The 19,939-nt window shown below is 66.9% G+C and carries 20 protein-coding genes; 8 read left to right on the top strand and 12 right to left on the bottom strand.

Going from position 1 to position 19,939, the window contains the following annotated elements; translation table 11 throughout:
- Window positions 1–645: 645 nt before the first annotated feature.
- The 4 genes from ACQR1D_RS06850 to ACQR1D_RS06835 all read left to right on the top strand — a co-directional run bounded on the left by ACQR1D_RS06850 (window position 646) and on the right by ACQR1D_RS06835 (window position 4,691).
- Window positions 646–1,788: a type III PLP-dependent enzyme gene (locus ACQR1D_RS06850; RefSeq protein ID WP_434846725.1), complete on the top strand. Its 1,143-nt coding sequence runs from the start codon at window positions 646–648 to the stop codon at window positions 1,786–1,788.
- 177 nt (window positions 1,789–1,965) lie between these two features.
- Entirely contained in the window at window positions 1,966–2,559 is a 594-nt protein-coding gene (locus ACQR1D_RS06845; protein ID WP_316179637.1) for a GNAT family N-acetyltransferase, read from the top strand.
- Between the two features lie 245 nt (window positions 2,560–2,804).
- Entirely contained in the window at window positions 2,805–3,194 is a 390-nt protein-coding gene (locus ACQR1D_RS06840) for a RidA family protein (RefSeq protein WP_316179640.1), read from the top strand.
- Window positions 3,195–3,266: 72 nt separating this feature from the next.
- Entirely contained in the window at window positions 3,267–4,691 is a 1,425-nt protein-coding gene (locus tag ACQR1D_RS06835; RefSeq protein ID WP_434839643.1) for a homospermidine synthase, read from the top strand.
- Between the two features lie 395 nt (window positions 4,692–5,086).
- Here ACQR1D_RS06835 and ACQR1D_RS06830 read toward each other — a convergent pair whose 3' ends face one another.
- From ACQR1D_RS06830 to ACQR1D_RS06790, 9 genes are all read right to left on the bottom strand, one after another.
- Window positions 5,087–5,395: a hypothetical protein gene (locus tag ACQR1D_RS06830; RefSeq protein WP_434839642.1), complete on the bottom strand. Its 309-nt coding sequence runs from the start codon at window positions 5,393–5,395 to the stop codon at window positions 5,087–5,089.
- Window positions 5,396–5,541: 146 nt separating this feature from the next.
- Complete coding sequence (locus ACQR1D_RS06825; protein WP_434893731.1) at window positions 5,542–6,561, bottom strand: WD40 repeat domain-containing protein; 1,020 nt, start codon at window positions 6,559–6,561, stop codon at window positions 5,542–5,544.
- Complete coding sequence (locus ACQR1D_RS06820; protein ID WP_409997906.1) at window positions 6,561–7,604, bottom strand: CobW family GTP-binding protein; 1,044 nt, start codon at window positions 7,602–7,604, stop codon at window positions 6,561–6,563. The genes ACQR1D_RS06825 and ACQR1D_RS06820 overlap by 1 nt, the downstream gene beginning before the upstream one ends.
- A 69-nt stretch (window positions 7,605–7,673) precedes the next feature.
- Window positions 7,674–8,543 carry a metal ABC transporter substrate-binding protein gene (locus ACQR1D_RS06815; RefSeq protein WP_316179646.1) on the bottom strand — a complete coding sequence of 290 codons (870 nt, stop codon included), beginning with the start codon at window positions 8,541–8,543 and terminating at the stop codon, window positions 7,674–7,676.
- Window positions 8,544–8,554: 11 nt separating this feature from the next.
- Window positions 8,555–9,427, bottom strand: coding sequence for a metal ABC transporter permease (locus tag ACQR1D_RS06810; RefSeq protein ID WP_409997905.1), 873 nt, complete (start codon window positions 9,425–9,427; stop codon window positions 8,555–8,557).
- Window positions 9,424–10,176, bottom strand: coding sequence for a metal ABC transporter ATP-binding protein (locus ACQR1D_RS06805; protein ID WP_434893732.1), 753 nt, complete (start codon window positions 10,174–10,176; stop codon window positions 9,424–9,426). Before ACQR1D_RS06805 ends, ACQR1D_RS06810 begins: the two co-directional genes overlap by 4 nt.
- Window positions 10,177–10,184: 8 nt before the next feature.
- Complete coding sequence (locus ACQR1D_RS06800) at window positions 10,185–10,400, bottom strand: hypothetical protein (protein WP_434839639.1); 216 nt, start codon at window positions 10,398–10,400, stop codon at window positions 10,185–10,187.
- Between the two features lie 182 nt (window positions 10,401–10,582).
- The gene (gene crcB, locus ACQR1D_RS06795) at window positions 10,583–10,969 is read right to left on the bottom strand and encodes a fluoride efflux transporter CrcB (RefSeq protein WP_315801789.1); all 387 of its coding nucleotides are present in this window, start codon (window positions 10,967–10,969) and stop codon (window positions 10,583–10,585) included.
- A 175-nt stretch (window positions 10,970–11,144) separates the two neighbouring features.
- Window positions 11,145–11,744 (bottom strand): superoxide dismutase, encoded by a 600-nt coding sequence (locus ACQR1D_RS06790; RefSeq protein ID WP_315801788.1) that lies wholly within the window; start codon window positions 11,742–11,744, stop codon window positions 11,145–11,147.
- Between the two features lie 105 nt (window positions 11,745–11,849).
- Here ACQR1D_RS06790 and ACQR1D_RS06785 point away from each other — a divergent pair, with 105 nt between their 5' ends.
- The gene (locus ACQR1D_RS06785) at window positions 11,850–12,383 is read left to right on the top strand and encodes a GNAT family N-acetyltransferase (RefSeq protein WP_434839638.1); all 534 of its coding nucleotides are present in this window, start codon (window positions 11,850–11,852) and stop codon (window positions 12,381–12,383) included.
- Window positions 12,384–13,538: 1,155 nt separating this feature from the next.
- On the top strand, window positions 13,539–13,973 hold the full coding sequence (locus ACQR1D_RS06780) for a DUF2147 domain-containing protein (protein WP_315802707.1): 435 nt from the start codon (window positions 13,539–13,541) through the stop codon (window positions 13,971–13,973).
- Between the two features lie 7 nt (window positions 13,974–13,980).
- On the opposite strand, the gene ACQR1D_RS06775 is transcribed toward ACQR1D_RS06780, so the two are convergent.
- A complete protein-coding gene (locus tag ACQR1D_RS06775; protein WP_434839637.1) occupies window positions 13,981–15,129 on the bottom strand; it encodes a DUF3095 domain-containing protein in 1,149 nt (382 codons plus the stop codon).
- Between the two features lie 155 nt (window positions 15,130–15,284).
- Between ACQR1D_RS06775 and ACQR1D_RS06770 the strand changes: the two genes are divergently transcribed.
- Entirely contained in the window at window positions 15,285–16,085 is an 801-nt protein-coding gene (locus ACQR1D_RS06770; RefSeq protein WP_434839636.1) for an RMD1 family protein, read from the top strand.
- A gap of 203 nt (window positions 16,086–16,288) precedes the next feature.
- Here the strand turns inward: ACQR1D_RS06770 and ACQR1D_RS06765 are convergent, their stop codons facing one another.
- Window positions 16,289–17,005 carry an MgtC/SapB family protein gene (locus ACQR1D_RS06765; RefSeq protein ID WP_315802704.1) on the bottom strand — a complete coding sequence of 239 codons (717 nt, stop codon included), beginning with the start codon at window positions 17,003–17,005 and terminating at the stop codon, window positions 16,289–16,291.
- Between the two features lie 157 nt (window positions 17,006–17,162).
- Between ACQR1D_RS06765 and ACQR1D_RS06760 the strand changes: the two genes are divergently transcribed.
- Entirely contained in the window at window positions 17,163–17,570 is a 408-nt protein-coding gene (locus ACQR1D_RS06760) for a hypothetical protein (protein WP_434839635.1), read from the top strand.
- A 10-nt stretch (window positions 17,571–17,580) separates the two neighbouring features.
- Here ACQR1D_RS06760 and ACQR1D_RS06755 read toward each other — a convergent pair whose 3' ends face one another.
- A complete protein-coding gene (locus tag ACQR1D_RS06755) occupies window positions 17,581–19,875 on the bottom strand; it encodes a heavy metal translocating P-type ATPase (RefSeq protein ID WP_434839634.1) in 2,295 nt (764 codons plus the stop codon).
- Between the last annotated feature and the right edge of the window lie 64 nt (window positions 19,876–19,939).

The following is a 19,939-nucleotide window of genomic DNA, read 5'->3' as shown; positions in this document are numbered from 1 at the left end:
GAACGCGTTACGAAAGTTTAAGCTCGCTTAACGTTCGTTCAGACATCGACGCCGCTCTGTGTGTCGCGCAAGCACAGATGAGGGAAATCTTTCCCCGCGTCCAAAAATGCCTTGCGAACGAAATTCAAAACGCTTATTTCCGCTTCTGCCCAATTTCGCACGTGCCTGTGGTCGTGTGTCAGTCGGTAGGTATCCGGACAAGAGGCCGGACAGCCGCCAAGGGATGAGGAACCGAGGGGCCCTCGGATCGTTGCGGTCAAGATCATCATGATCGAGATCGTCATGCTCCAGAGCCCAGCATCTCTCTCAAGAGATGCCGCTGAAGGTCACCCCATCTTTTGCAACCGTGACTGGCAGCCGGAGGCGAACCGGCGCACCCCGCTCTCAACGGGGGACGCGACTTAAAGCAACGACGGATCGGGCTTTTTTGGTCTCTACCGGCAGTCCAAAGCCGGCGCGGGCTACTGAAAAGGCTTGTCCTTCATTGCCAGGTGTGCGGGCGGGAAATTCCCAACCAATCCACGGCAGCACAATTCGGCTACGGGTTCGAGGTTTTGTCGCCTTTCCATCGGGCGGCAACGCCAAGGCACCCGTGTCGGGATCATTTTGAACGGGTCTCTTCGCTGGGGCCGTTTGGAGGGTGCTATGACCGAACGTATCCGGGAATTCCTGCGCAACCGCCGCGAGGAAGGTCTGGACCACGAGCCCTGTCTCGTCGTCGACCTCGAGATCGTGCGCGACAACTACATGAGCTTCGCTCGGGCGTTGCCGGACAGCCGCGTGTTCTACGCGGTCAAGGCCAACCCGGCGCCGGAAGTGCTGTCGCTGCTCGCCTCGCTCGGCTCCTCCTTCGACACGGCGACCGTCGCCGAGATCGAGATGGCGCTGGCCGCCGGTGCGACGCCGGACCGCATCTCCTATGGCAACACCATCAAGAAGGAGCGGGACATCGCGCGCGCCTATGCGCTCGGCATCCGCCTCTTCGCCGTCGACTGCGCCGCCGAGGTCGAGAAGATCGCGCGCGCAGCGCCGGGCGCGAAGGTGTTCTGCCGCATCCTGTACGATTGCGCCGGCGCCGAGTGGCCGCTGTCGCGCAAGTTCGGCTGTGATCCCGAGATGGCGGTCGAAGTGCTGGACCTGGCGAAGCGCCTGGGCCTGGAGCCGTGCGGCATCTCGTTCCATGTCGGCTCGCAGCAGCGCAAGGTGAAGGCGTGGGACCGCGCGCTGGCGATGGCCTCGACGGTGTTCCGTGACTGCGCCGAGCGCGGCATCAACCTGACCATGGTCAACATGGGCGGGGGCTTCCCGACCAAGTACCTGAAGGACGTGCCGCCAGTCGTGCAGTACGGCCGCTCGATCTTCCGCGCGCTGCGCAAGCATTTCGGCAACCAGATCCCGGAGACGATCATCGAGCCGGGCCGCGGCATGGTCGGCAATGCCGGGATCATCGAGTCGGAAGTGGTGCTGATCTCGAAGAAGAGCGACGAGGACGAGCTGCGCTGGGTCTATCTCGACATCGGCAAGTTCGGCGGTCTCGCCGAGACGATGGACGAGTCGATCCGCTACGCCATCCGCACGCCGCATGAGGGCGCGGAGATGACCCCGTGCGTGCTCGCCGGCCCGACCTGCGATTCGGCCGACGTCATGTACGAGAAGCTGCCGTATCCGTTGCCGGTGACGCTCTCGATCGGCGACAAGGTGCTGATCGAGGGGACCGGGGCGTATACCTCGACCTACTCGTCGGTGGCCTTCAACGGCATCCCGCCGCTGAAGACGTATCACATCTGATCCGGCTGCCCTCGCCCCTGCGCGGGTGAGATGGGCAAGAGCCTCGGGTGGGGCTGCCCCCACCCCGACCCTCCCCCGCAAGCGGGGGAGGGAGCGATCCACCGTCATCTTCAACCTGACATCACGTGTTTGCGCGCGAGCCCAAGGTCCGCCGCGCAGGCCGGGGACTGACGTGCCATGACCGCTTTTCGCATCCCTTCGACCACGCCGCTTCGGACTGCCGCTCCGTTCGTGATCCGTGCCGAGCGTGCCTCCGACGTCCCGGCGCGCGAGACGCTGCTCGATGCCTGCTTTGGCGACAATCGCCATGAGCGCACCTGCCAGCGCCTGCGCGACGGACGCGCGCCCGCCGCAGGCCTCGCCTTGTCGGCGACGCGCGGCGGCGTCCTCGTGGGAACGCTGCGGCTGTGGCACGTCAGCGCCGGCGGACGCGACGCGCTGATGCTCGGCCCGCTGGCGGTCGCCGCCGAGGCGCGCAGCCTCGGCGTCGGTGCGGCGCTGATGAATGCCGCGCTGATGATCGCGGCGTCGCGCGGCCATGGCGCGGTGATCCTGCTCGGTGATGCGCCCTACTACGCCCGCTTCGGCTTCTCGGTCGCGCAGACCGCCGAGCTGGAGCTGCCTGGTGCGTTCGCGCGCGAGCGCCTGCTCGGGCTCGAGCTGGTCGATGGCGCGCTGCACGGGGCGACCGGCATGATCGTCGCCACGGGAGCGGCCGAGCGCAAGGCCCGCCGCTCGCGCCGCGAGCGGCAGATATCGTGCGCGGCGTGAGGACCAGGGCGGCGGCCACGCCGCGGCGGCGAACGCTGTTGCCAACGCTCCTGCTGATCCTGCTCGGGGTCATGATCGTTCGCGACATCATGGTCCGGCGCTGGAGCAGCGGCCCGCCCGCCGGACCCGACGTCACCCGCCTGCGTTAGGCATTCCGGCAACGGGCGCCGCAGCGGCCCCGCGAGGGGTTGCGCAGGTGCAGCAAAAGCTCTTTAACCCCCAAAAATCCCCCCACGAGGTCCGTCATGTCCCGCCGCCTGATCTCTACCGGATCACCGTTCGAGAAGACCGCCGGCTACAGCCGCGCGGTGATCGATGGCGACTTCGCCTTCGTCGCCGGGACCACCGGCTATGACTACAGCACGATGACGATGCCGGCCGATGTCACGAGCCAGTCACGCAACTGCTTCAAGACCATCGCGGCCGCCCTGCAGGAGGGCGGGTTCGAGATGGCCGACATCGTCCGCGCGACCTACTACCTGACCGACGTCAGCGACGCCGACGCGCATTTTGCGGTCTGCGGCGAGGTCCTCGGCGACATCCGCCCCGCCGCAACGCTGCTGGTCGTCGCGGCGCTGCTGAAGCCCGAGATGAAGGTCGAGATCGAAGTCACCGCCAAGCGCCGCGGCTCCTAAACGCGGCGAGGCATCTGAAGGCGCGCGCCGCCTGAATCCACCATCCCACGCACCTTTCGCGGAGAACCATTCATGAGCTCGCAGATCCACGCGAAGATCACCGGCCCCATCGTGATGATCGGCTTCGGCTCGATCGGCAAGGGCACCCTGCCTTTGATCGAACGCCATTTCGAGTACGACAAGGACCGCTTCGTCATCATCGATCCGCATGACGATGGCGCGCTCGCGAAGAAGCATGGCGTACGCTTCATCCAGCAGGGCGTGACCCGCGACAATTATCGCGAGCTCTTGGTGCCGCTGCTCACCGCAGGCGGCGGCCAGGGCTTCTGCGTCAATCTCTCGGTCGACACCTCCTCGGTCGACATCATGACGATGTGCCGCGAGATCGGTGCGCTCTACATCGACACCGTCGTCGAGCCGTGGCTCGGCTTCTATTTCGACAAGCAGAAGGGTGTCGAGCAGCGCTCCAACTACGCGCTGCGCGAGACGCTGCTGGCGGCGCGCCGCAAGAGCCCGGGCGGCACCACCGCCGTGTCGACCTGCGGCGCCAATCCCGGCATGGTCTCCTGGTTCGTCAAGCAGGCGCTGCTGAACATCGCCAAGGACACCAAGACCGAGATCGTCGAGCCGAAGAGCCGCGAGGGCTGGGCGCAGCTGATGCAGAAGCTCGGCGTCAAGGGCGTGCACATCGCCGAGCGCGACACCCAGCGCTCCAAGAACCCGAAGCCGATGGACGTGTTCGTCAACACCTGGTCGGTCGAGGGTTTCGTGTCCGAGGGCCTGCAGCCGGCCGAGCTCGGCTGGGGCACGCATGAAAAGTGGATGCCGGAGAACGGCCGCTGCCACACCGAGGGCTGTGGTGCCGCGATCTATCTGCTGCAGCCCGGCGCCAACACCCGCGTCCGCTCGTGGTGCCCGACCCCGGGCGCGCAATACGGCTTCCTGGTGACCCACAACGAGTCGATCTCGATCGCCGACTATTACACCGTGCGCGACGGCGACAAGGTGGTGTACCGCCCGACCTGCCACTACGCCTATCACCCGGCCAACGACGCGGTGCTGTCGCTGCACGAGATCTTCGGCGCCACCGGCAAGATGCAGGAGAAGTGGCACATCCTCGACGAGAACGAGATCGTCGACGGCATCGACGAGCTCGGCGTGCTGCTCTACGGCCACGGCAAGAACGCCTATTGGTACGGCTCGCAGCTCTCGATCGAAGAGACCCGCCGCATCGCGCCCTATCAGAACGCCACCGGCATGCAGGTGTCCTCGGCCGTGCTCGCCGGCATGGTCTGGGCGCTGGAAAACCCGACCGCCGGCATCGTCGAGGCCGACGAGATGGACTTCCGCCGCTGCCTGGAGATCCAGTCGCCGTATCTCGGCCCGGTCAAGGGCTACTACACGGACTGGACGCCGCTGAACGATCGGCCGGGACTGTTCCCGGAGGACATCGATACGAGCGATCCCTGGCAGTTCCGCAACATCCTGGTGCGGTAAGCCCTCGCCGTCTGCGCCAACCTCCCCCGTCGTCCCGGGCAAGCTGCGACGGCAACGCCGACGCAGCGCCGACCCGGGACCCATACGCCGTGGCGGGTATGAGGCGGGAGGTGGAGCTGATAGCCTGCCTCAAACCAATCCCTGTGGTTATAGGTCCCTGCGTTCGCAGGGACGACAGCGGAGTGTGTTGCGGAAGCGTGCCCTACAACCGCGCTCCACAACAGGCGGGGCGGCCCAATCAACGGTGTCGTCCCTGCGAACGCAGGGACCCATACCGCGGACGCTATCGGGGAAGTTGGCTGTCAGCGGCCCGTCTCATGACGGCCGGTGGCTATGGGTCCCGGCGTTCGCCGGGACGACGGCGGAGTTCGCCGCCGCGTTACGGGCTGACCGAACTACTTCTTCTCCATCGGCGGCGCGACCTTTTCGGCGGGCGCCGGTGGCAGCGCCGGCTTGGCGCCTTCCTTCTGGGCCTCGATGTCGGGACGCGCGGGCTCGGGTGCCGGCGTGGTCGGGCGGGTGCCGCCGGGCTTGGATTCGGCTGGCGTCGCCGACGGCTCGGGCGTCGCCTGGGCCATGCGGTCGAGATGGCCGGCCTTGATCTCGGTGAAGGAGATGATCGCGACCAGCGCGCCGAGGCCGAGCAGTCCGCCGGCAAGCCACAGGTCGCGGCGCAGGGTGCGTTTGCTGTTGATCGGGGCCATCGCTCGTCCTCCGCATCGTCCGATGCGCAACACGCCACTGGATGTGGCGCTCGCATCAGATCATGCCTGGGAACAACGGACTGATAGCGGCCAGGTTCCCATTTGGGCCTGCGCCGCTATGCCCCATTAACCTTTCGGAACGGGCCCTATAGCCGCAGCAGCCCGGCCTCGCCGCTCTCATCCGAGAACGCCAGCCAGGTTCCCGCGGCATTCCAGCCCAGCGCCGCCACCGGCGGTGTCTCGTTCCGGCGCACCAGGATCTCGGCGCCGTCCTGCATCCGCACCATCAGCACGGTGCCGTCCTCGTAGCCGCAGGCCAGGATGTCCTGCTTGGGATGGCAGGCGACCGCGGTGACCTTGGCCTTCATCGGCGCCAACATCGCCGGCTCCTTGCCCATCGGGCCGTCCTTGCCGACGAACGGCCAGAGGATGACCATGTCGGCGCCGGAGGTGGCGAGAAAGCGCCCGCCGCTGCCCCACGACATCGACTTGACCCGCGACGGGTAGCCGGTCATGCGCATGTGCCGGGAATCGGCCAGCCGCCAGCCATGCAGCGCCGGCTCGTGCATCGCCGTGACCAGGAACTTGTTGTCCGGGCTGAAGGTGACGGCGTGATGCGAGCCGGCCCAGCCGAGGAATTCCGGCTCGCCCGCCATGTTCGGAAACCACAGAGTGGCGCCGTTGTAATGCGCGATCGCGAGCCGCAGGCCCTTCGGCGCGAACGCCAGTCCGCCCGCGGTCGAGGGCACCTCGAGCGACTTCTCCTCGCCCTTCGGCGCGCGCACGAACGCGGTCTTGCCGACCGACCAGGCGATCGCCCCATCGGGGTGAACCGCGACGTTGTCGATCCAGCGCCGCTTCGGATCGGTGGCGAGCACGCTGACGCTGCCGGCCTTGTCGAGCGCGGAGACCTTGCCGTCATCACCGCCGAACAGGATGCGCGATCCGTCCGACACCGCCGACAGGATGCCGCCGCCTGATACCTCGATCTTGCTGATCTCGCCCTCCGCGTCGACAACCGCGACGCTCTCCTCGGTGCCGACGAAGACCGCGCGGTCGCCGAGATAGTGCACGGCCGTGACGGCCATGCCGAGCGCGACCTGCTTCACCTTGTCGGTGACGGAGACGATGGATGCGGCCTCGCCGCCCTGGTCGAACGACGTCATCAGGTCACGATGCAGCGTTCGAAGCCTTCGCGGATGGCGTCTTCCGGCAACTCGCGGCCGATGAAGACGACGCGGCTCTGGCGCGCCTCATCCGGCTTCCACTTCCGCTGATGATCGCCTTCCAGCATCATGTGCACGCCCTGGAAGACGTAGCGGTCGTCATCGTCCTGAAACGCCAGGATGCCCTTGGAGCGCAGGATCTTGCCGCCCTCGGTCTGCACCAGGTTCTGCAGCCACGGCATGAACTTCGACGGATCGAGCGGCTTGTCGGAGCGCAGCGACAGCGACTGCATCTCCTCGTCGTGATAGTGCTTCAGGCCGTGATCGTGATGGTGGTGATGATGATCATGACCGTGGTCGTGATCATGATGGTGATGATCGTGGTCGTCGCCGGCTTCGAGGAATTGCGGCTCGATCTCCAGGATACGATCGAGATCGAACGCGCCGCGCTCCAGCACATCGGAGATCGCGATCTGGCAGCGCTCGGTGCGATGCAGCTTTGCGTAGGGGTTGATGGCGCGGATGCGCGCCTCGACCTCGGCGAGCTCCGGCTTGCTGACGAGATCGGTCTTGTTGAGCACGATGACGTCGGCGAACGCGATCTGGTTCTTGGCCTCCGGCGCATCCTTGAGCCGGTCCGACAGCCACTTCGCGTCGGCCACCGTCACCACCGCATCGAGCCGGGCGTTCTTCTGCACGTCCTCGTCGACGAAGAAGGTCTGCGCCACCGGCGCGGGGTCGGCGAGCCCGGTGGTCTCGACGATGATGGCGTCGAACTTGCCTTTGCGCCGCATCAGGCCGGAGATGATGCGCACGAGGTCGCCGCGCACCGTGCAGCAGATGCAGCCATTGTTCATCTCGAACACTTCCTCATCGGCGCCGACGATGAGATCGTTGTCGATGCCGATCTCGCCGAATTCGTTGACGATGACGGCGTACTTCTTGCCGTGGTCTTCCGAGAGGATGCGGTTCAGAAGCGTGGTCTTGCCCGCCCCGAGATAGCCGGTCAGGACCGTCACTGGTGTCTTGCTCGCGTCGGACATGCTCACTCCGAAAACCTCAGATCGCATCGAAAATGGCTCAAAAGCGCTGGCCGCGAGGGCTTGAAAACCCTAACGGACCAGCGCGCTCGTCAAGGCCCTTATATTGTGCCTGACCATGGCAATGTAAGTGGGAACGGGGCCCTTTTCATCGCTCAGGGCGTCGGAATACAGCGTACCGCCGATCTTGGCGCCGGTCTCGGCGGCGATCCGGCCGACCAGCCGGTCATCGTTGAAATTCTCCAGGAAGACGGCCGGAATCCCTGTTTTTTTCACCTGGCGGATGATCTCGGCGACGTCGCGGGCCGAGGGCTCGGTCTCGGTGGAGACGCCGAGCGGGGCGATGAAGGCGACGCCATAGGCATCGGCGAAATAGCCGAAGGCGTCATGGGTCGAGATCACCTTGCGCCGCTCGGCCGGGATCTTGTCGATCTCGGCGCGGACCTCGCGGTCGAGCGCATCGAGCTCGGCGAGGTAGCGCTCCGCATTGGCCTTGAAGACCTCCGCGTCTGCGGGGTCGGCCGCCACCAGCGCGTCGCGGATATTCCGTACGTAGACCTTGGCATTGCCGACCGACTGCCAGGCATGCGGATCGGCATCCGTGCCGCGCTTGCGCGGGCTGATGCCCTGCGTGGCCGTGATGATCGGCGCCTTGCTGCCGGAGGCCTGCTGCAGCCGCGGCAGCCAGCCCTCCAGCCCGAGGCCGTTGACGATCAAGAGCCGCGCGGCGCCGACGTCCTTCGCATCATGCGGCGTCGGCGTGTAGACGTGCACGTCGCTGTCCGGCCCGACCAGCGAGGCGACACTGACCTTGTCGCCGCCGACCTGGCGGACGAAGTCGGCGAGGATCGAGAAGCTGGTGACGACGTTCAGCCGGGTCTCGGCCGATGCGGGGGCGACGAGCGACAGCAGCAGAGTGAGGACGGACAGCAAACGTTTCATGGGGATGGACTTCAGGCTTCGAGGTGACGTCCCGGAAACAGTTGCGGAAGCACGCCGCCCACGCGTCCGAACAGCACCGAGCCGAGATAGAGGAGCGACGCGACCAGGATGATCGCTGGCCCCGAGGGAATGCGGGTCTGGAACGACAGCACCAGGCCGACATAGCCGGAGACGATCGCGGAGGCGACGGCGATGCAGATCATCGGCGTGACGTCGCGCGACCAGAACCGGGCGATGCCCGCCGGGAGGATCATCAGGCCGACCGCGAGCAAGGTGCCGAGCGCCTGGAAGCCGTTGACCAGGTTGACCACGATCAGGCCGAGGAAGATCAGGTGCGCCGGCGCGCCGGCGCGGCTGACGGTGCGCAGGAACAGCGGGTCGACGCTCTCGACCACCAGCGGGCGATAGATCACGGCGAGCACGACCAAGGTGAGCGTGGCATTGAAGGCCACCATCAGCAGGGTCGGATCGTCCATCGCCAGGATGTTGCCGAACAGCACGTGCAGCAGATCGATATTGGTGCCCTTGACCGAGACGATGGTGACGCCGATCGCCAGCGACGCCAGGTAGAAGGTCGCGAGCGACGCGTCCTCCTTCAGCCCGGTCGAGCGCGACACCAGGCCCGACAGCAGCGCCACGGCGAAGCCTGCGATCAGCCCGCCGGTCGTCATCGCGAACAGATTGAGCCCCGACAGCAGGAAGCCGATCGCGGCTCCCGGCAGGATCGCATGCGCCATGGCGTCGCCGACCAGGCTCATGCGCCTGAGCATCAGGAAGACGCCGATCGGTCCGGAGCCGAGCGACAGCGCGATGACCGCGGCGAGCGCGCGGCGCATGAACTCGAAATCCGAGAACGGAGCGAACAGCACCTCGCGCAGCATCATGCCGCCTTGGAGGCTGGCACGGGCACGCAGGGCGCGGCGGCGTCGTCGAACGCCTCGCACATCCGGCGCGCCTGCGCGAGATTGTCCGTCGTCAGCACCTCCGCCGTCGGCCCCCAGGCCACGGCCTCGCGCGCCAGCAGCAGGGTCTGCGGGAAATGCGCGCGCACCATGTCCATGTCGTGCAGCGCCGCCAGCACGGTGCGCCGCTCGCCATGCCAGTGCTCGATCAGTTGCAGAAGGTCGGCCGAGGTCTTGGAATCCATCGCGTTGAACGGCTCGTCGAGCACGATCACGCGGGCATCCTGCAGCAGCACGCGCGCGAACAGCATGCGCTGCATCTGGCCGCCCGACAGCGTGCCGATGCCGCGGCCCTCGAAGCCGGTGAGGCCGACGGCGGCGATGGCCCGGGCGATCTTCTCGCGCGCGGCCGCGCCGATGCCGCCGAACATGCCGGTGCTGCGCCACAGTCCGGTGCTGACGAAATCGAAAACCGAGATCGGGAAAGAGCGGTCGATGTCGGCGATCTGCGGCAGATAGGCGATCTCGCGCGGCTTGAGGCCGGCGGCCGTGATGCTGCCGGCGAGCGGCTTCAACAGGCCGACGATGCCGCGGAACAAGGTCGATTTGCCGGCGCCGTTGGGACCGATCACGGCCAGCAGCGCGCCCTCCGCCACGTCGCCCGAAAGATGATGCACGGCCGGGTGCCGGTCATAGCCCAGGGTGACGTCGCGGAACTGCAGCTGCGCCATCGCCGCCCTCACCGCATCGCCATGATGACGATCACCCAGAGCACCACACTGGCCGCCAGCGCCGCGCCGAGCCGTGTCGCCGCCGGCATGCGCAGGATCGACCACGGCGCCGGTTGGGCCGGATGCGGCGCGGCGGGACCATGACTGTGGGCATGGCCGTGATGATGACCGTGCGCGCCATGCGCATGGCTGTGGCCGTGACTCTGGAGAGCGGACTGCGTCATTTCGTCGTAATGTTACATTATAACATCACCCTTGTCTACCGCGGCAGAGGGACGTTTTCCCGCTTGGACGGACGTCACCCGCCCGCCTCCGAGGGGGAGTCGAGTTCGAGCCGCGACACCGCGGTGGGCTCCCTAAGAACGGGGAGAGGGAGCCCACCGGCGTCGCGGCGAGCATTTGGCCCTCAGCTCAAGACTCGCACCAGCGCCAGGCCGCCGAACAGGCCGGCGATGGAGATGCCGACCGAGCCCAGCACATACAACGCCGCCAGCCCCGGTGCGCCGCGCTCGTAGAGCAGCGCGGTATCGAGCGAGAATGCCGAAAAGGTCGTGTAGCCGCCGAGGATGCCGGTCATCAGGAACAGCCGCCAATGCTGAGAGGCGCCGCCCTTGAAGGCGAGGTAGCCGGCGATCAGCCCCATCACGGTGGAGCCGGTGATGTTGATGATGAAGGTGCCCCACGGAAAATCGGTGCCGAGCGCGCGGGCGCTCGCCATGTTGATCGCGTGCCGGAGCGAGGCGCCGCAGCCACCGCCGACGAAGACGAGAAGATAGCCCAACAATTGATTCACAGAACCTGACCTTGCACACGGCGCCGGAGAACGGATGCCCTACCCTCCGCACCTCACCAGCAAAATTCTTGCCGAAACGCGCCTTCGCTTGCAAGGACCGGTCGCGTCAATATCCTGTCACGAAAAAGGGCGGCGAGCTTAGAGCTCACCGCCCTCCTCCGTGGATCATAAGCGATCAGACAGCCTTGCCGTAGAGCTCGTCGACGTAGTCCCAGTTGATGAGATTCTCGACGAACGCCTTCAGATAGTCGGGACGGCGGTTGCGATAGTCGATGTAGTAGGAGTGCTCCCAGACGTCGCAGCCGAGGATCGGGGTCGCGCCGTGCACCAGCGGGTTCTCGCCGTTCGGGGTCTTGGAGATCTCCAGCTTGCCGTTCTTGACCGAGAGCCAGCACCAGCCCGAGCCGAACTGGCCGACGCCGGCGGCGGCGAAGTCGGCCTTGAACTTCTCGAAGCCGCCGAGATCCTCGTCGATCTTCTTCTCGAGCCGGCCGGGCAGCTTGGAGCCACCGCCATTCGGCTTCATCCAGGACCAGAAATGGATGTGGTTGAAATGCTGGCCGGCATTGTTGAAGACGGCGGGGTTCTTGCCGAACGAGCCCTTGACGATCTCCTCGAGGGACTTGCCTTCGAATTCGGTCCCCTTGATCGCATTGTTGCCGTTGGTCACATAGGCCTGATGATGCTTGTCGTGATGGTACTCGAGCGTCTCCTTGGACATGTAGGGTCCGAGGGCTTCATAGGCGTAAGGCAGGGGGGGAAGCGTAAAGGTCATGGGGGCGGTTCCGCAACTTGTGGAAGACGGGATTTAACGGGACCTTCTTATAGAAGGTTCCGACACCGTAAAACACCGTGAATTTGGAAAAAGCGAGCCGCTTTGATGAGCATCGAGATCGACGTATTGAATGGTGACGCCGCCTGGCCGCTGGTCAAGCCGCTTTACGACGCGGTTTGGCCGCCGGAGGTGGTCGCCGGTTTGCCGTGGGCTGGTATCACATTTGCGCATGCCGACCTGCGGGTGCTGGTGCAGGACGAGAGCGGCGAGGTGCTGTGCCATGTCGGCATCTATCGCCGACTCGTGAAGTGGAACGGCCAGAACGTCAATGTCGCCGGCATCGGCGGCGTTTTGACGCGTCCCGACATGCGCAACCGCGGCCTCGCCACGGTGGGACTGAACGCGGCGATCCAGACCCTGCGGCACGAGGACTCGATCAACTACGCCGTGCTATTCTGCGCGGCGGATCGCATCCCCTTCTACACGGCGAGAGGCTTCATCCCGTTCGACGGCGACGTCTACGCCGAGCAGCCCGAGCAGGGCCGCATCCGCTTCGACCGGCTGTCCGCGCTGGTCCACGACGTCAAGCGCACCGCGCCGACCCGCGGCACCATCGACCTCTGCGGATTGCCGTGGTGACTCCGTTCTCCCCTCCCTTGTTTGAATCGTAAATCCGTTCTCCCTTCCGCTGTCGTCCCGGACAAGCCGTGACGCGCGCCAGCGCGTCGCGGCGCCGATCCGGGACCCATACGCCGCGGCGGTTGCGAGACGCGAAAGGCCAACGGCCAGCGTGCCTCAAACCGCTCCCTGGGGGTATGGGTCCCGGCGTTCGCCGGGACGACAGCGGAGTTTGTCGCGGCAGTCCAAACCATGTCCCGACCGGGACGACAGCGCAGCGCCCGGTGCAACTTCCGGAAAAAATAATTCACTTGCGCATTATCAGAAATCATGATTATCTCCGTGCATCCCGCCTCACCGCAGAGGGGCGTAGCGCGCGATCGTCACGACACGCGAGGTGGGGATGCGATGGCCGCGAGAGATCGCAGCATTCTCTTCGACGAGGATGCGGACGAACGATACCTCGCGGACGTGAAGTCGCAGCGTCCTGACACCCCGACGCTGGTGTCACCCGCGCAATGCGCAAGCATGGTCGCGGCATGGTGGCCAACAAGCCCGGCGCACCAGGGAGACTGCGTATAAGCGTGAAGACCGTCGCGCAGGGAATGCCGGAGTGTTCGGCTTTGCCTGTGGTACCTGCCGCCTGCATTTTTTTCGCAGGCGGGCCATGGGTGAGGCCTTCACCCGGCATTCCCTGCGCCCTCCGCACTTTCAAGAGGGCCACATGGATCGCAGCACTCGGGCATCACATGCCGCGAGGCCGCGCTGCCGTGTCCCGGCCCTGTCATCAGCTGTTTGAGTCGTAAATCCGCCAAACCCACCGCTGTCGTCCCGGACAAGCCGTGACGCGCGTCAGCGCGTCGCGGCGCCGATCCGGGACCCATACGCCGCGGCGGACGTGATGGGCACAATGCCAATGACCGGTCTGCCTCAAACCCCTCCCTGGTGGTATGGGTCCCGGCGCCGCGTGCGCAATTGCGCACCAGGCCGGGACGACAATGGAGTTTGTCGCGGCAGTCAAAGCCATTTCCAGTGCATGAGACAACCGAGCAAGGGATTGAGACGTTCCGTCGGCGATGCACCTGATCGTGATGATCCCGCTTTGGACAACCGCTGCTCTGCGATTGCAACTGCGCCGTTTGCTGTTATGGAAACGCGGCTTCAACGGGGGGTAAGATGATTTGGAAATTGCGTTTGGCTGGTCTTGCGCTGGCGACCGTCGTGATGGCGCAGCCCGCTTTGGCTGCCGATGATCCGACCGGCACCTGGCTGACCCAGGCCGGCGACGCCAGGATCAAGGTCGCCAAATGCGGCGCCGGTCTCTGCGGCACCGTCGTGTGGCTGAAGGAGCCGATGGACACCGACACCGGCAAGCCGGCCGTCGACAACAAGAATCCGAATCGCGCGCTTGCCAACCGCCCGATCATCGGCCTGCAACTGTTCGAAGGCGTTCACGCGGAGGGGCCGAACAAATGGTCCGGCAAGATCTATAACGCCGATGACGGCCAGAGCTACACCAGCCACATCTCCGTCTCCGGCCCGGACACGCTGAAGGTGGAAGGCTGCGTCGGATCGCTGTGCGGCGGCGAGACCTGGACCCGCGCGCGCTGATCAGCGCTCAGGCGACCGCGGCCTTCAACGCGGTCGCAGCCGACGCGTAGCCGCCTCGCGCGCCGTCGATGAAGTGGACGTGATCCGGCCGGATCGCGGACGGCGTGAAGCAGGTCATCATCGCGGCATCCTGGCGATGCAGCCCGTAGCGGACGATGCCGCGCGACGCCGCCGCGCCAAGCCGGCGCTCCAGGTCCTGCGCGAGCTCGTCGGTGCAGTCGAGGATCATGCGCAGCGCATCGTCATATTTGCGGAAGTCGGAATTCTCGACCACCTGCTGCTTGTAGAGATCCGGCACGAAGCCGCCGATGCTGATGTTGAACCGCATCACGGCATAGACGAACAGCGTCCGTCCGAGCACGCGGGCCCAGCGCGACAACAGCGGTCCGCGCGCGGCGCGGACTTCGTAGCCGAATCCCTGCGGCGGCCATCGCAGCGCCGGCGCGCCGGCCGGCACCGGCCGCCCGGCATCGGGGCTGCGTTCGGTCAGGGTGATGATCTCCTCGATCACCTTGCGATAGGCCTGCGCATCGGCGCCGGGGGCCGGCAGCACCAGCACCGACAGGATGAGGCCGCGCGCCGCCGGGATCTCCTCGAACCGGCACGACAGTCCTGACAGATCGGGCTGCGCACCGGACGCCGCCGGCGGAATCGCGAACTCGCCCCGCTTCATCGCGGCCTCGGCCCAGCCCAGTCCGCCGCCTGCGAACATCGCGTAGGACAGGTTGGCCGACGGACCGTAGCGCGCCACGCGGACGTCGAGGCCCTGCGCGCGGATCGCGCTCACCGGCACCAGGGCGACACGCATCGCGAGAGCGAGATCCTCCCTGACCCAGGTCGCGGTGGCGGCAAGGGCTTCGCGCGCGGCCGCTTCGTCATCCGGCCCGACGGCGAAGCTCGCGCCGTCGCCCCCGAACACGAATGGGAATTCGCGCCCTTCCAAGGCATTGGTGACCGCGGCGATGACCGCCGCCCCGGCCATGTTGACCGCCTTGTAGCGCCTGTCGGCGATCGCCTTGGTCGACTCGACGATGTCAGCCGTGCCGATCAGCCAGTCATCCGGCACCGGCTGGTAGAGCTGCGGCTCCATCAGGCGCGCGAAGCCGCGAAACACCGGAATCGAGGCATAGTAGTCCGCAGCGCTGGTCTTCGACATTGAGAGGCATCCGTCCGGGGTGCGCGTCCAATGAGGAGCTACGTTCTTTCCTGTCAAGCGGGTTCAGGCAACGATATTCGGCAGCGGACGTGTCGCCGGAAGGATTGCGCCGCGTTATCGTTCCATCGGCATGGACGTGCTAGCCTTTCGCCATCATGGCCGACACCACACCCGTTCCACACCTCGCCGCCCGCGCGCTCCAGATCGCGGACCGCATCAATACCGCCGGCTTCGAAGGCCAGGTGCTGTCGGCGACGCCGCTCGCGGTCCGCATCGGCGAGACGGGGATCGCCGTGGTCTTCCGCTACGGCGTCGTGGTCTTCATCGGCCTGTCGGTGGCCGAGGAGATCAACTTCCTCGACCGCCTGAGCGCGCGGCTGTTCGGCCCGATCGCGCCGCACGAGGAGGAGACGGCCAAGGTCCAGGTCGCGCGCGAATCCGACGAGCCGATCCCGGTCGGCGGCCCGGTCCTGGTCAAGGAATTGTCGCTGGAGCGGCTGCTCATCGTCGCCGATGCGCTGGCCAAGAGCGTCGTGCTCGGCCGCAGCGAGCGCGAGATCGCCAACGTCTTCGACACGATCGAGCCGTTCGCGCGCGAGCTGGCGATGCTGGGGCGAACATCGAAGAGCCGGGTGGCGATGCTCAAGCTGCTCGGCGAGGCGCTGCTGGTGCAGCACCGCGTCTCCGGCCGCGTGGCGGTCGGCGAGAAGCCGGACGTGTTGTGGGACCGGCCCGATCTGGAACGGCTCTATGCACGGCTCGAGGACGAGTATGAGCTGAAGGAGCGGGAGGACACCCTCAACCGCAAGCTCGCGGTGATCGCGGAGACGGCGACCACGCTCGCCGACATCATCGACACCAAGCGCTCGCTGCGGCTCGAGGTCATCGTCGTCGTCCTGATCGCCTGCGAGATCGTGCTCGGCTTCTACGAGATCTTCGCCCGCGGCGGGCATTGACGGCAGAGCCTCGACCGGCGGCCATCGCATTCAGCGATGGTTCAGACGCGGCATGGAACTCTCGCATGGGCGCGATGAGCGATGCTGGGGGATGTCGAACCATGACGTGGGTGGGGAGCTTGCGACCGTCGCCGGCGGCAGCCAGCCACGAGGTTTGGCGAGCGCCCCGCCGCCGGCGCGGCGATGCTGGTCCGCCAATGCCGTCACACCAGCGCTCTGACGTTCCAAGTCGCATGACGGACCCCGGCAAGCTTCGCCAGCTCGGACACGACGCGGTCGAGATCGACCGTATCGACCGCGAGCGGCACCAGCGTCGCGATGATCTCGACGATGTCCTCGGAGCGATAGACAACCTCGGTCTCCCGCACCGGGTATTTGGCCGCCTCCAGCCGCTCGTCGAGCGCCTCGCGCAGCTCGGCGGCGCGCAGCCCGTCGGTGGTCAGGACGATCTCGTAGTTCGCCTCCGAGGTCTGCGCATTGAGCGGGATGCGATCGATCGCATTGACCAGCGGCCGCAGCAAGGTGTTGCCGGCCAGCACGAACACCGTCAGCGCCACCGACTGCGCGATCAGGTCGGCGCCGGCGCAGGCGCCGACCGCGGCGGACGCCCACAGCGTCGCGGCGGTGTTGAGGCCGCGGACGTTCATGCCCTCCTTCATGATCGTGCCGGCGCCGAGGAAGCCGATGCCCGACACCACATAGGCGATGATCCGCACCGCGCCGTCGGCGCCGGTCAGGCGGTTGCCGAGGTCGACGAAGGCGGCCGCGCCGACGGCGACCAGCACGTTGGTGCGCAGGCCGGCGCTGCGCTGCCGGTATTGCCGCTCGGCACCGATCAGCGTGCCCAGCACGAACGCCGTGAACAGGCTCACGAGCGTGTCGAGGAAGTCGAAGACCTGGAAGGTGTGGAGGAATCGCATGGGCTTGCTGACTGTCTACGGTATTGCGCTCCGTGGCCTGCCTGGCGGCAGCGGCACGCGTGGCATCCGGCGGCGGAACCGTCGCGAGAAGGCCGCTTTCTTAAGCCGTCCTTGATCGAAATCAAATCCCCGTCCCTCCCGTATACTTTAGGCTGATATGATCAACAGGCAGATGACGTCCGGCAAACACATGACGCCATTCTCCGACGTCCGCAGGGATCACAGCCCGGCCGTCCGGCTGGGACATGATGCGGTGAGCGCGGTGAAGCTGTCCCAGGAGCTCACCGCCGAGATCGACGCCTGGGCGGAGGCTCACCAGATGACACGCTCCGACGCCATCGGCCAGTTGCTCACGATCGGCCTGCATGCATCGCGGCCGGCCGCAGCCGGGCAGCCCACGTCGCGGGATCCCGTCGCCATCGAGCAGAATGCGATCCGGCTGATCGATCGGATGCTCGATCCGAGCCTGTCCGCCGAGGAGCGCGAGCGGCGGATCCGCCGCCTGATCGAAGGTCCTGCGGAATTTGCCAACGAACGGATCGACCTGCCGCGGCATCCAGGCTGACGCGAACGGCTCACACGACCGAGCGCGCCACCACGGCCTCGTAGATGTCGTCCTCCTGCGCCGTGTGCATGCGGACCAGCGTCTCGATCGCCTCGATCACCCGTTGCGCATCGCGGATCAGATAGCGGTCCACATGTTCGGACGGCAGATCCTCGACCAGCCGGCCGAGCAGCCGCGCCAGATGCAGGATCTCGCGATGCGCGCGGCTCATCGCCGAGAGGCCATGGCTCTCCTGGAGGAGCCGCGCGAGCTTCGGATAGACCGAGCCCTCGTCGTCGCGCTCATGCGCCACGACCTTGTCCTGCACCACGCCGTTTGCCTCCATGATCAGCGCCACGGCGCCGTCGGGCGGGGCTTCGTCGAGCGCATCGACGATCGCGCGCAGGCGGTCGAGGCCGCGCAGCAGCGCCTGGTGATCATGCCTGAGCCCTCGGCCGTCTTCGGCCGTGATCCGGCCGGCCTTGCTGCGGCCGGCCGGGAACAGAGCGCGGAGCGCGTTGAGGATGACGGCGACGTCGATGGCTTCCTGGACCAGGGCCGCAGGCACCGGCTGCAGCAGGCCGAAGGCCGCGGCCCCCATCGCCACGAACGACAAGCCCATGCCGACGAAGATGCTCTCCAGGGCGATGCGTCGGGCGCGCTGCGCGATCACGATCGCCTCGCCGACGCGATCGAGCCGATCGGCGAGAATGACCACGTCGGCGGCTTCCGACGAGGCGCTGGCACCACGGGCGCCGAGCGCGATGCCGACGTCGGCGGAGGCCAGCGCCGGAGCATCGTTGATGCCGTCGCCCACCATGATGGTGGGATGCAGCCGCTGCTCGCTCTTGACCGCCTCCACCTTGTCGGAGGGGACACGGTCCGCCAGCACGGCGTCGAGGTCGAGCGCCGCGCCGATGGCCTGGGCGGCCGCGGCGCGGTCCCCGGTGACCATGACCATGCGCGCGATGCCGGCCTCGCGGAGCCAGCGGATCGCGCGCGGCGTATCCGCGCGCAGCTCGTCCGCCAGCAGCAGCGCCCCGATCGGGCGCCCCTCGATCGCAACGAAGACGATCAGCGCCGACCGCCACGACGCCCGGCGGATCGCGCGCGCCGCCCAGGGCGGCGGCGTCCGGCTGCCGAGCACGAGGTCGCGCGAGCCGGCCATCACAGGGCGGCCATCGATCAGACCTTCGAGGCCCGAGCCCATGGTTTCCCTGACCTGTTCGGGCACCTTCAGCTTTAGCCCGCGCGCCTGGCCGGCCTGAACGATCGCGTGCGCCACCACGTGGTGCGAGGCCTGCTCGAGCGATGCGCAGAGCAGCAGCACCGCATCGGCGTCCTCGCCCGGCGCGGCGTCGACCGACAGCAGCCGCGCGCCGCCGACGGTCAGCGTGCCCGTCTTGTCGAACAGCACGGTATGGGCGCGCGCGAGCGCCTCGAGCTTGCCGCCGCCTTTGACCAGAATGCCGCTTCGGGCCGCCTGCGCCACGCCGGCAATGAAAGCGACGGGTGCAGCGAGAATCAGCGGGCACGGCGTTGCCGCCACCAGCACGGCAAGACTCCGGATCAGATCGCCCGAAGCCAGATAGGCGGCCCCCGCGATGGCGAGGCTGACGGGCAGGAAGATCAGCGCATAGCGGTCGGCAAGCCGCACGAACGGCGCCTTCGCGGTCTGGGCCGTCGTCACCAGCTTGACGATGCCGGCATAGGTGCTTTCGCCCGCGGTGGCGGTGACGGCCATTTCGAACGTGTCGCCGGCGTTCACCGATCCCGACAGGATCGCCATCCCGCGCGTCTTCGTCACCGGGATCGGCTCCCCCGTGAGCGCCGACTCGTCGACGACGGCGATGGTCGCTTCGACCATGCCATCGACCGGGACGATCTCGCCGGCGCGGACCATCAGGCGATCTCCGACTGCGACTCTGGCGATCGGAACGTTGTCGATCTGGTCGCCACGGCGGCGATGTGCCTCGCGCGGCGCGCGATCGACCAGCGCGCGCAGATCGTGCTCGGCGCGGGCGACGGCAATGTCTTCGAGCACGTTGCCGCCGGAATACATCAGCGCCACGACAGCGCCGGCCAGCGGCTCGCCGAGGATGATCGCCGCGCTCATCGACACCAGCGCGATCGCGTCGACGCCGATGCGGCCGGCCAGGACATCGCGGACGATCGAGACGATCAGCCCCAGGATGACCGGAACGGTCGAGGCCGTAAAAGCGATCCCGGCAAGATCGGGGCGACCGAGCACATGCGCGAGGCCGCCCGCGGCGAGGCCCGCGATTGCGATCGCGACGAGGGTCCACCGCAGAATGCGCTCGAACATGGATACCGGTTCCGGATTGCGCCGGCACTATCGCTGCTGCCGCCCGTCGGACCCTTGAGCGAAA

Origin of the sequence: Bradyrhizobium sp. HKCCYLRH2047 (genome assembly GCF_051168175.1) — a bacterium.
GTDB lineage: Bacteria > Pseudomonadota > Alphaproteobacteria > Rhizobiales > Xanthobacteraceae > Bradyrhizobium.
Note: the sequence above shows the minus strand (reverse complement) of the source record. Positions and strands in the feature narration are given on the sequence as shown.

Bases quoted from the DNA above. Each gene is read 5' to 3' on its own strand.
- ACQR1D_RS06850 (WP_434846725.1), top strand. From the start codon at position 646: ATGACCGAACGTATCCGGGAATTCCTGCGCAACCGCCGCGAGGAAGGT.
- ACQR1D_RS06845 (WP_316179637.1), top strand. From the start codon at position 1,966: ATGACCGCTTTTCGCATCCCTTCGACCACGCCGCTTCGGACTGCCGCT.
- ACQR1D_RS06840 (WP_316179640.1), top strand. From the start codon at position 2,805: ATGTCCCGCCGCCTGATCTCTACCGGATCACCGTTCGAGAAGACCGCC.
- ACQR1D_RS06835 (WP_434839643.1), top strand. From the start codon at position 3,267: ATGAGCTCGCAGATCCACGCGAAGATCACCGGCCCCATCGTGATGATC.
- ACQR1D_RS06830 (WP_434839642.1), bottom strand. From the start codon at position 5,395: ATGGCCCCGATCAACAGCAAACGCACCCTGCGCCGCGACCTGTGGCTT.
- ACQR1D_RS06825 (WP_434893731.1), bottom strand. From the start codon at position 6,561: ATGACGTCGTTCGACCAGGGCGGCGAGGCCGCATCCATCGTCTCCGTC.
- ACQR1D_RS06820 (WP_409997906.1), bottom strand. From the start codon at position 7,604: ATGTCCGACGCGAGCAAGACACCAGTGACGGTCCTGACCGGCTATCTC.
- ACQR1D_RS06815 (WP_316179646.1), bottom strand. From the start codon at position 8,543: ATGAAACGTTTGCTGTCCGTCCTCACTCTGCTGCTGTCGCTCGTCGCC.
- ACQR1D_RS06810 (WP_409997905.1), bottom strand. From the start codon at position 9,427: ATGATGCTGCGCGAGGTGCTGTTCGCTCCGTTCTCGGATTTCGAGTTC.
- ACQR1D_RS06805 (WP_434893732.1), bottom strand. From the start codon at position 10,176: ATGGCGCAGCTGCAGTTCCGCGACGTCACCCTGGGCTATGACCGGCAC.
- ACQR1D_RS06800 (WP_434839639.1), bottom strand. From the start codon at position 10,400: ATGACGCAGTCCGCTCTCCAGAGTCACGGCCACAGCCATGCGCATGGC.
- ACQR1D_RS06790 (WP_315801788.1), bottom strand. From the start codon at position 11,744: ATGACCTTTACGCTTCCCCCCCTGCCTTACGCCTATGAAGCCCTCGGA.
- ACQR1D_RS06785 (WP_434839638.1), top strand. From the start codon at position 11,850: ATGAGCATCGAGATCGACGTATTGAATGGTGACGCCGCCTGGCCGCTG.
- ACQR1D_RS06780 (WP_315802707.1), top strand. From the start codon at position 13,539: ATGATTTGGAAATTGCGTTTGGCTGGTCTTGCGCTGGCGACCGTCGTG.
- ACQR1D_RS06775 (WP_434839637.1), bottom strand. From the start codon at position 15,129: ATGTCGAAGACCAGCGCTGCGGACTACTATGCCTCGATTCCGGTGTTT.
- ACQR1D_RS06770 (WP_434839636.1), top strand. From the start codon at position 15,285: ATGGCCGACACCACACCCGTTCCACACCTCGCCGCCCGCGCGCTCCAG.
- ACQR1D_RS06765 (WP_315802704.1), bottom strand. From the start codon at position 17,005: ATGCGATTCCTCCACACCTTCCAGGTCTTCGACTTCCTCGACACGCTC.
- ACQR1D_RS06760 (WP_434839635.1), top strand. From the start codon at position 17,163: ATGATCAACAGGCAGATGACGTCCGGCAAACACATGACGCCATTCTCC.
- ACQR1D_RS06755 (WP_434839634.1), bottom strand. From the start codon at position 19,875: ATGTTCGAGCGCATTCTGCGGTGGACCCTCGTCGCGATCGCAATCGCG.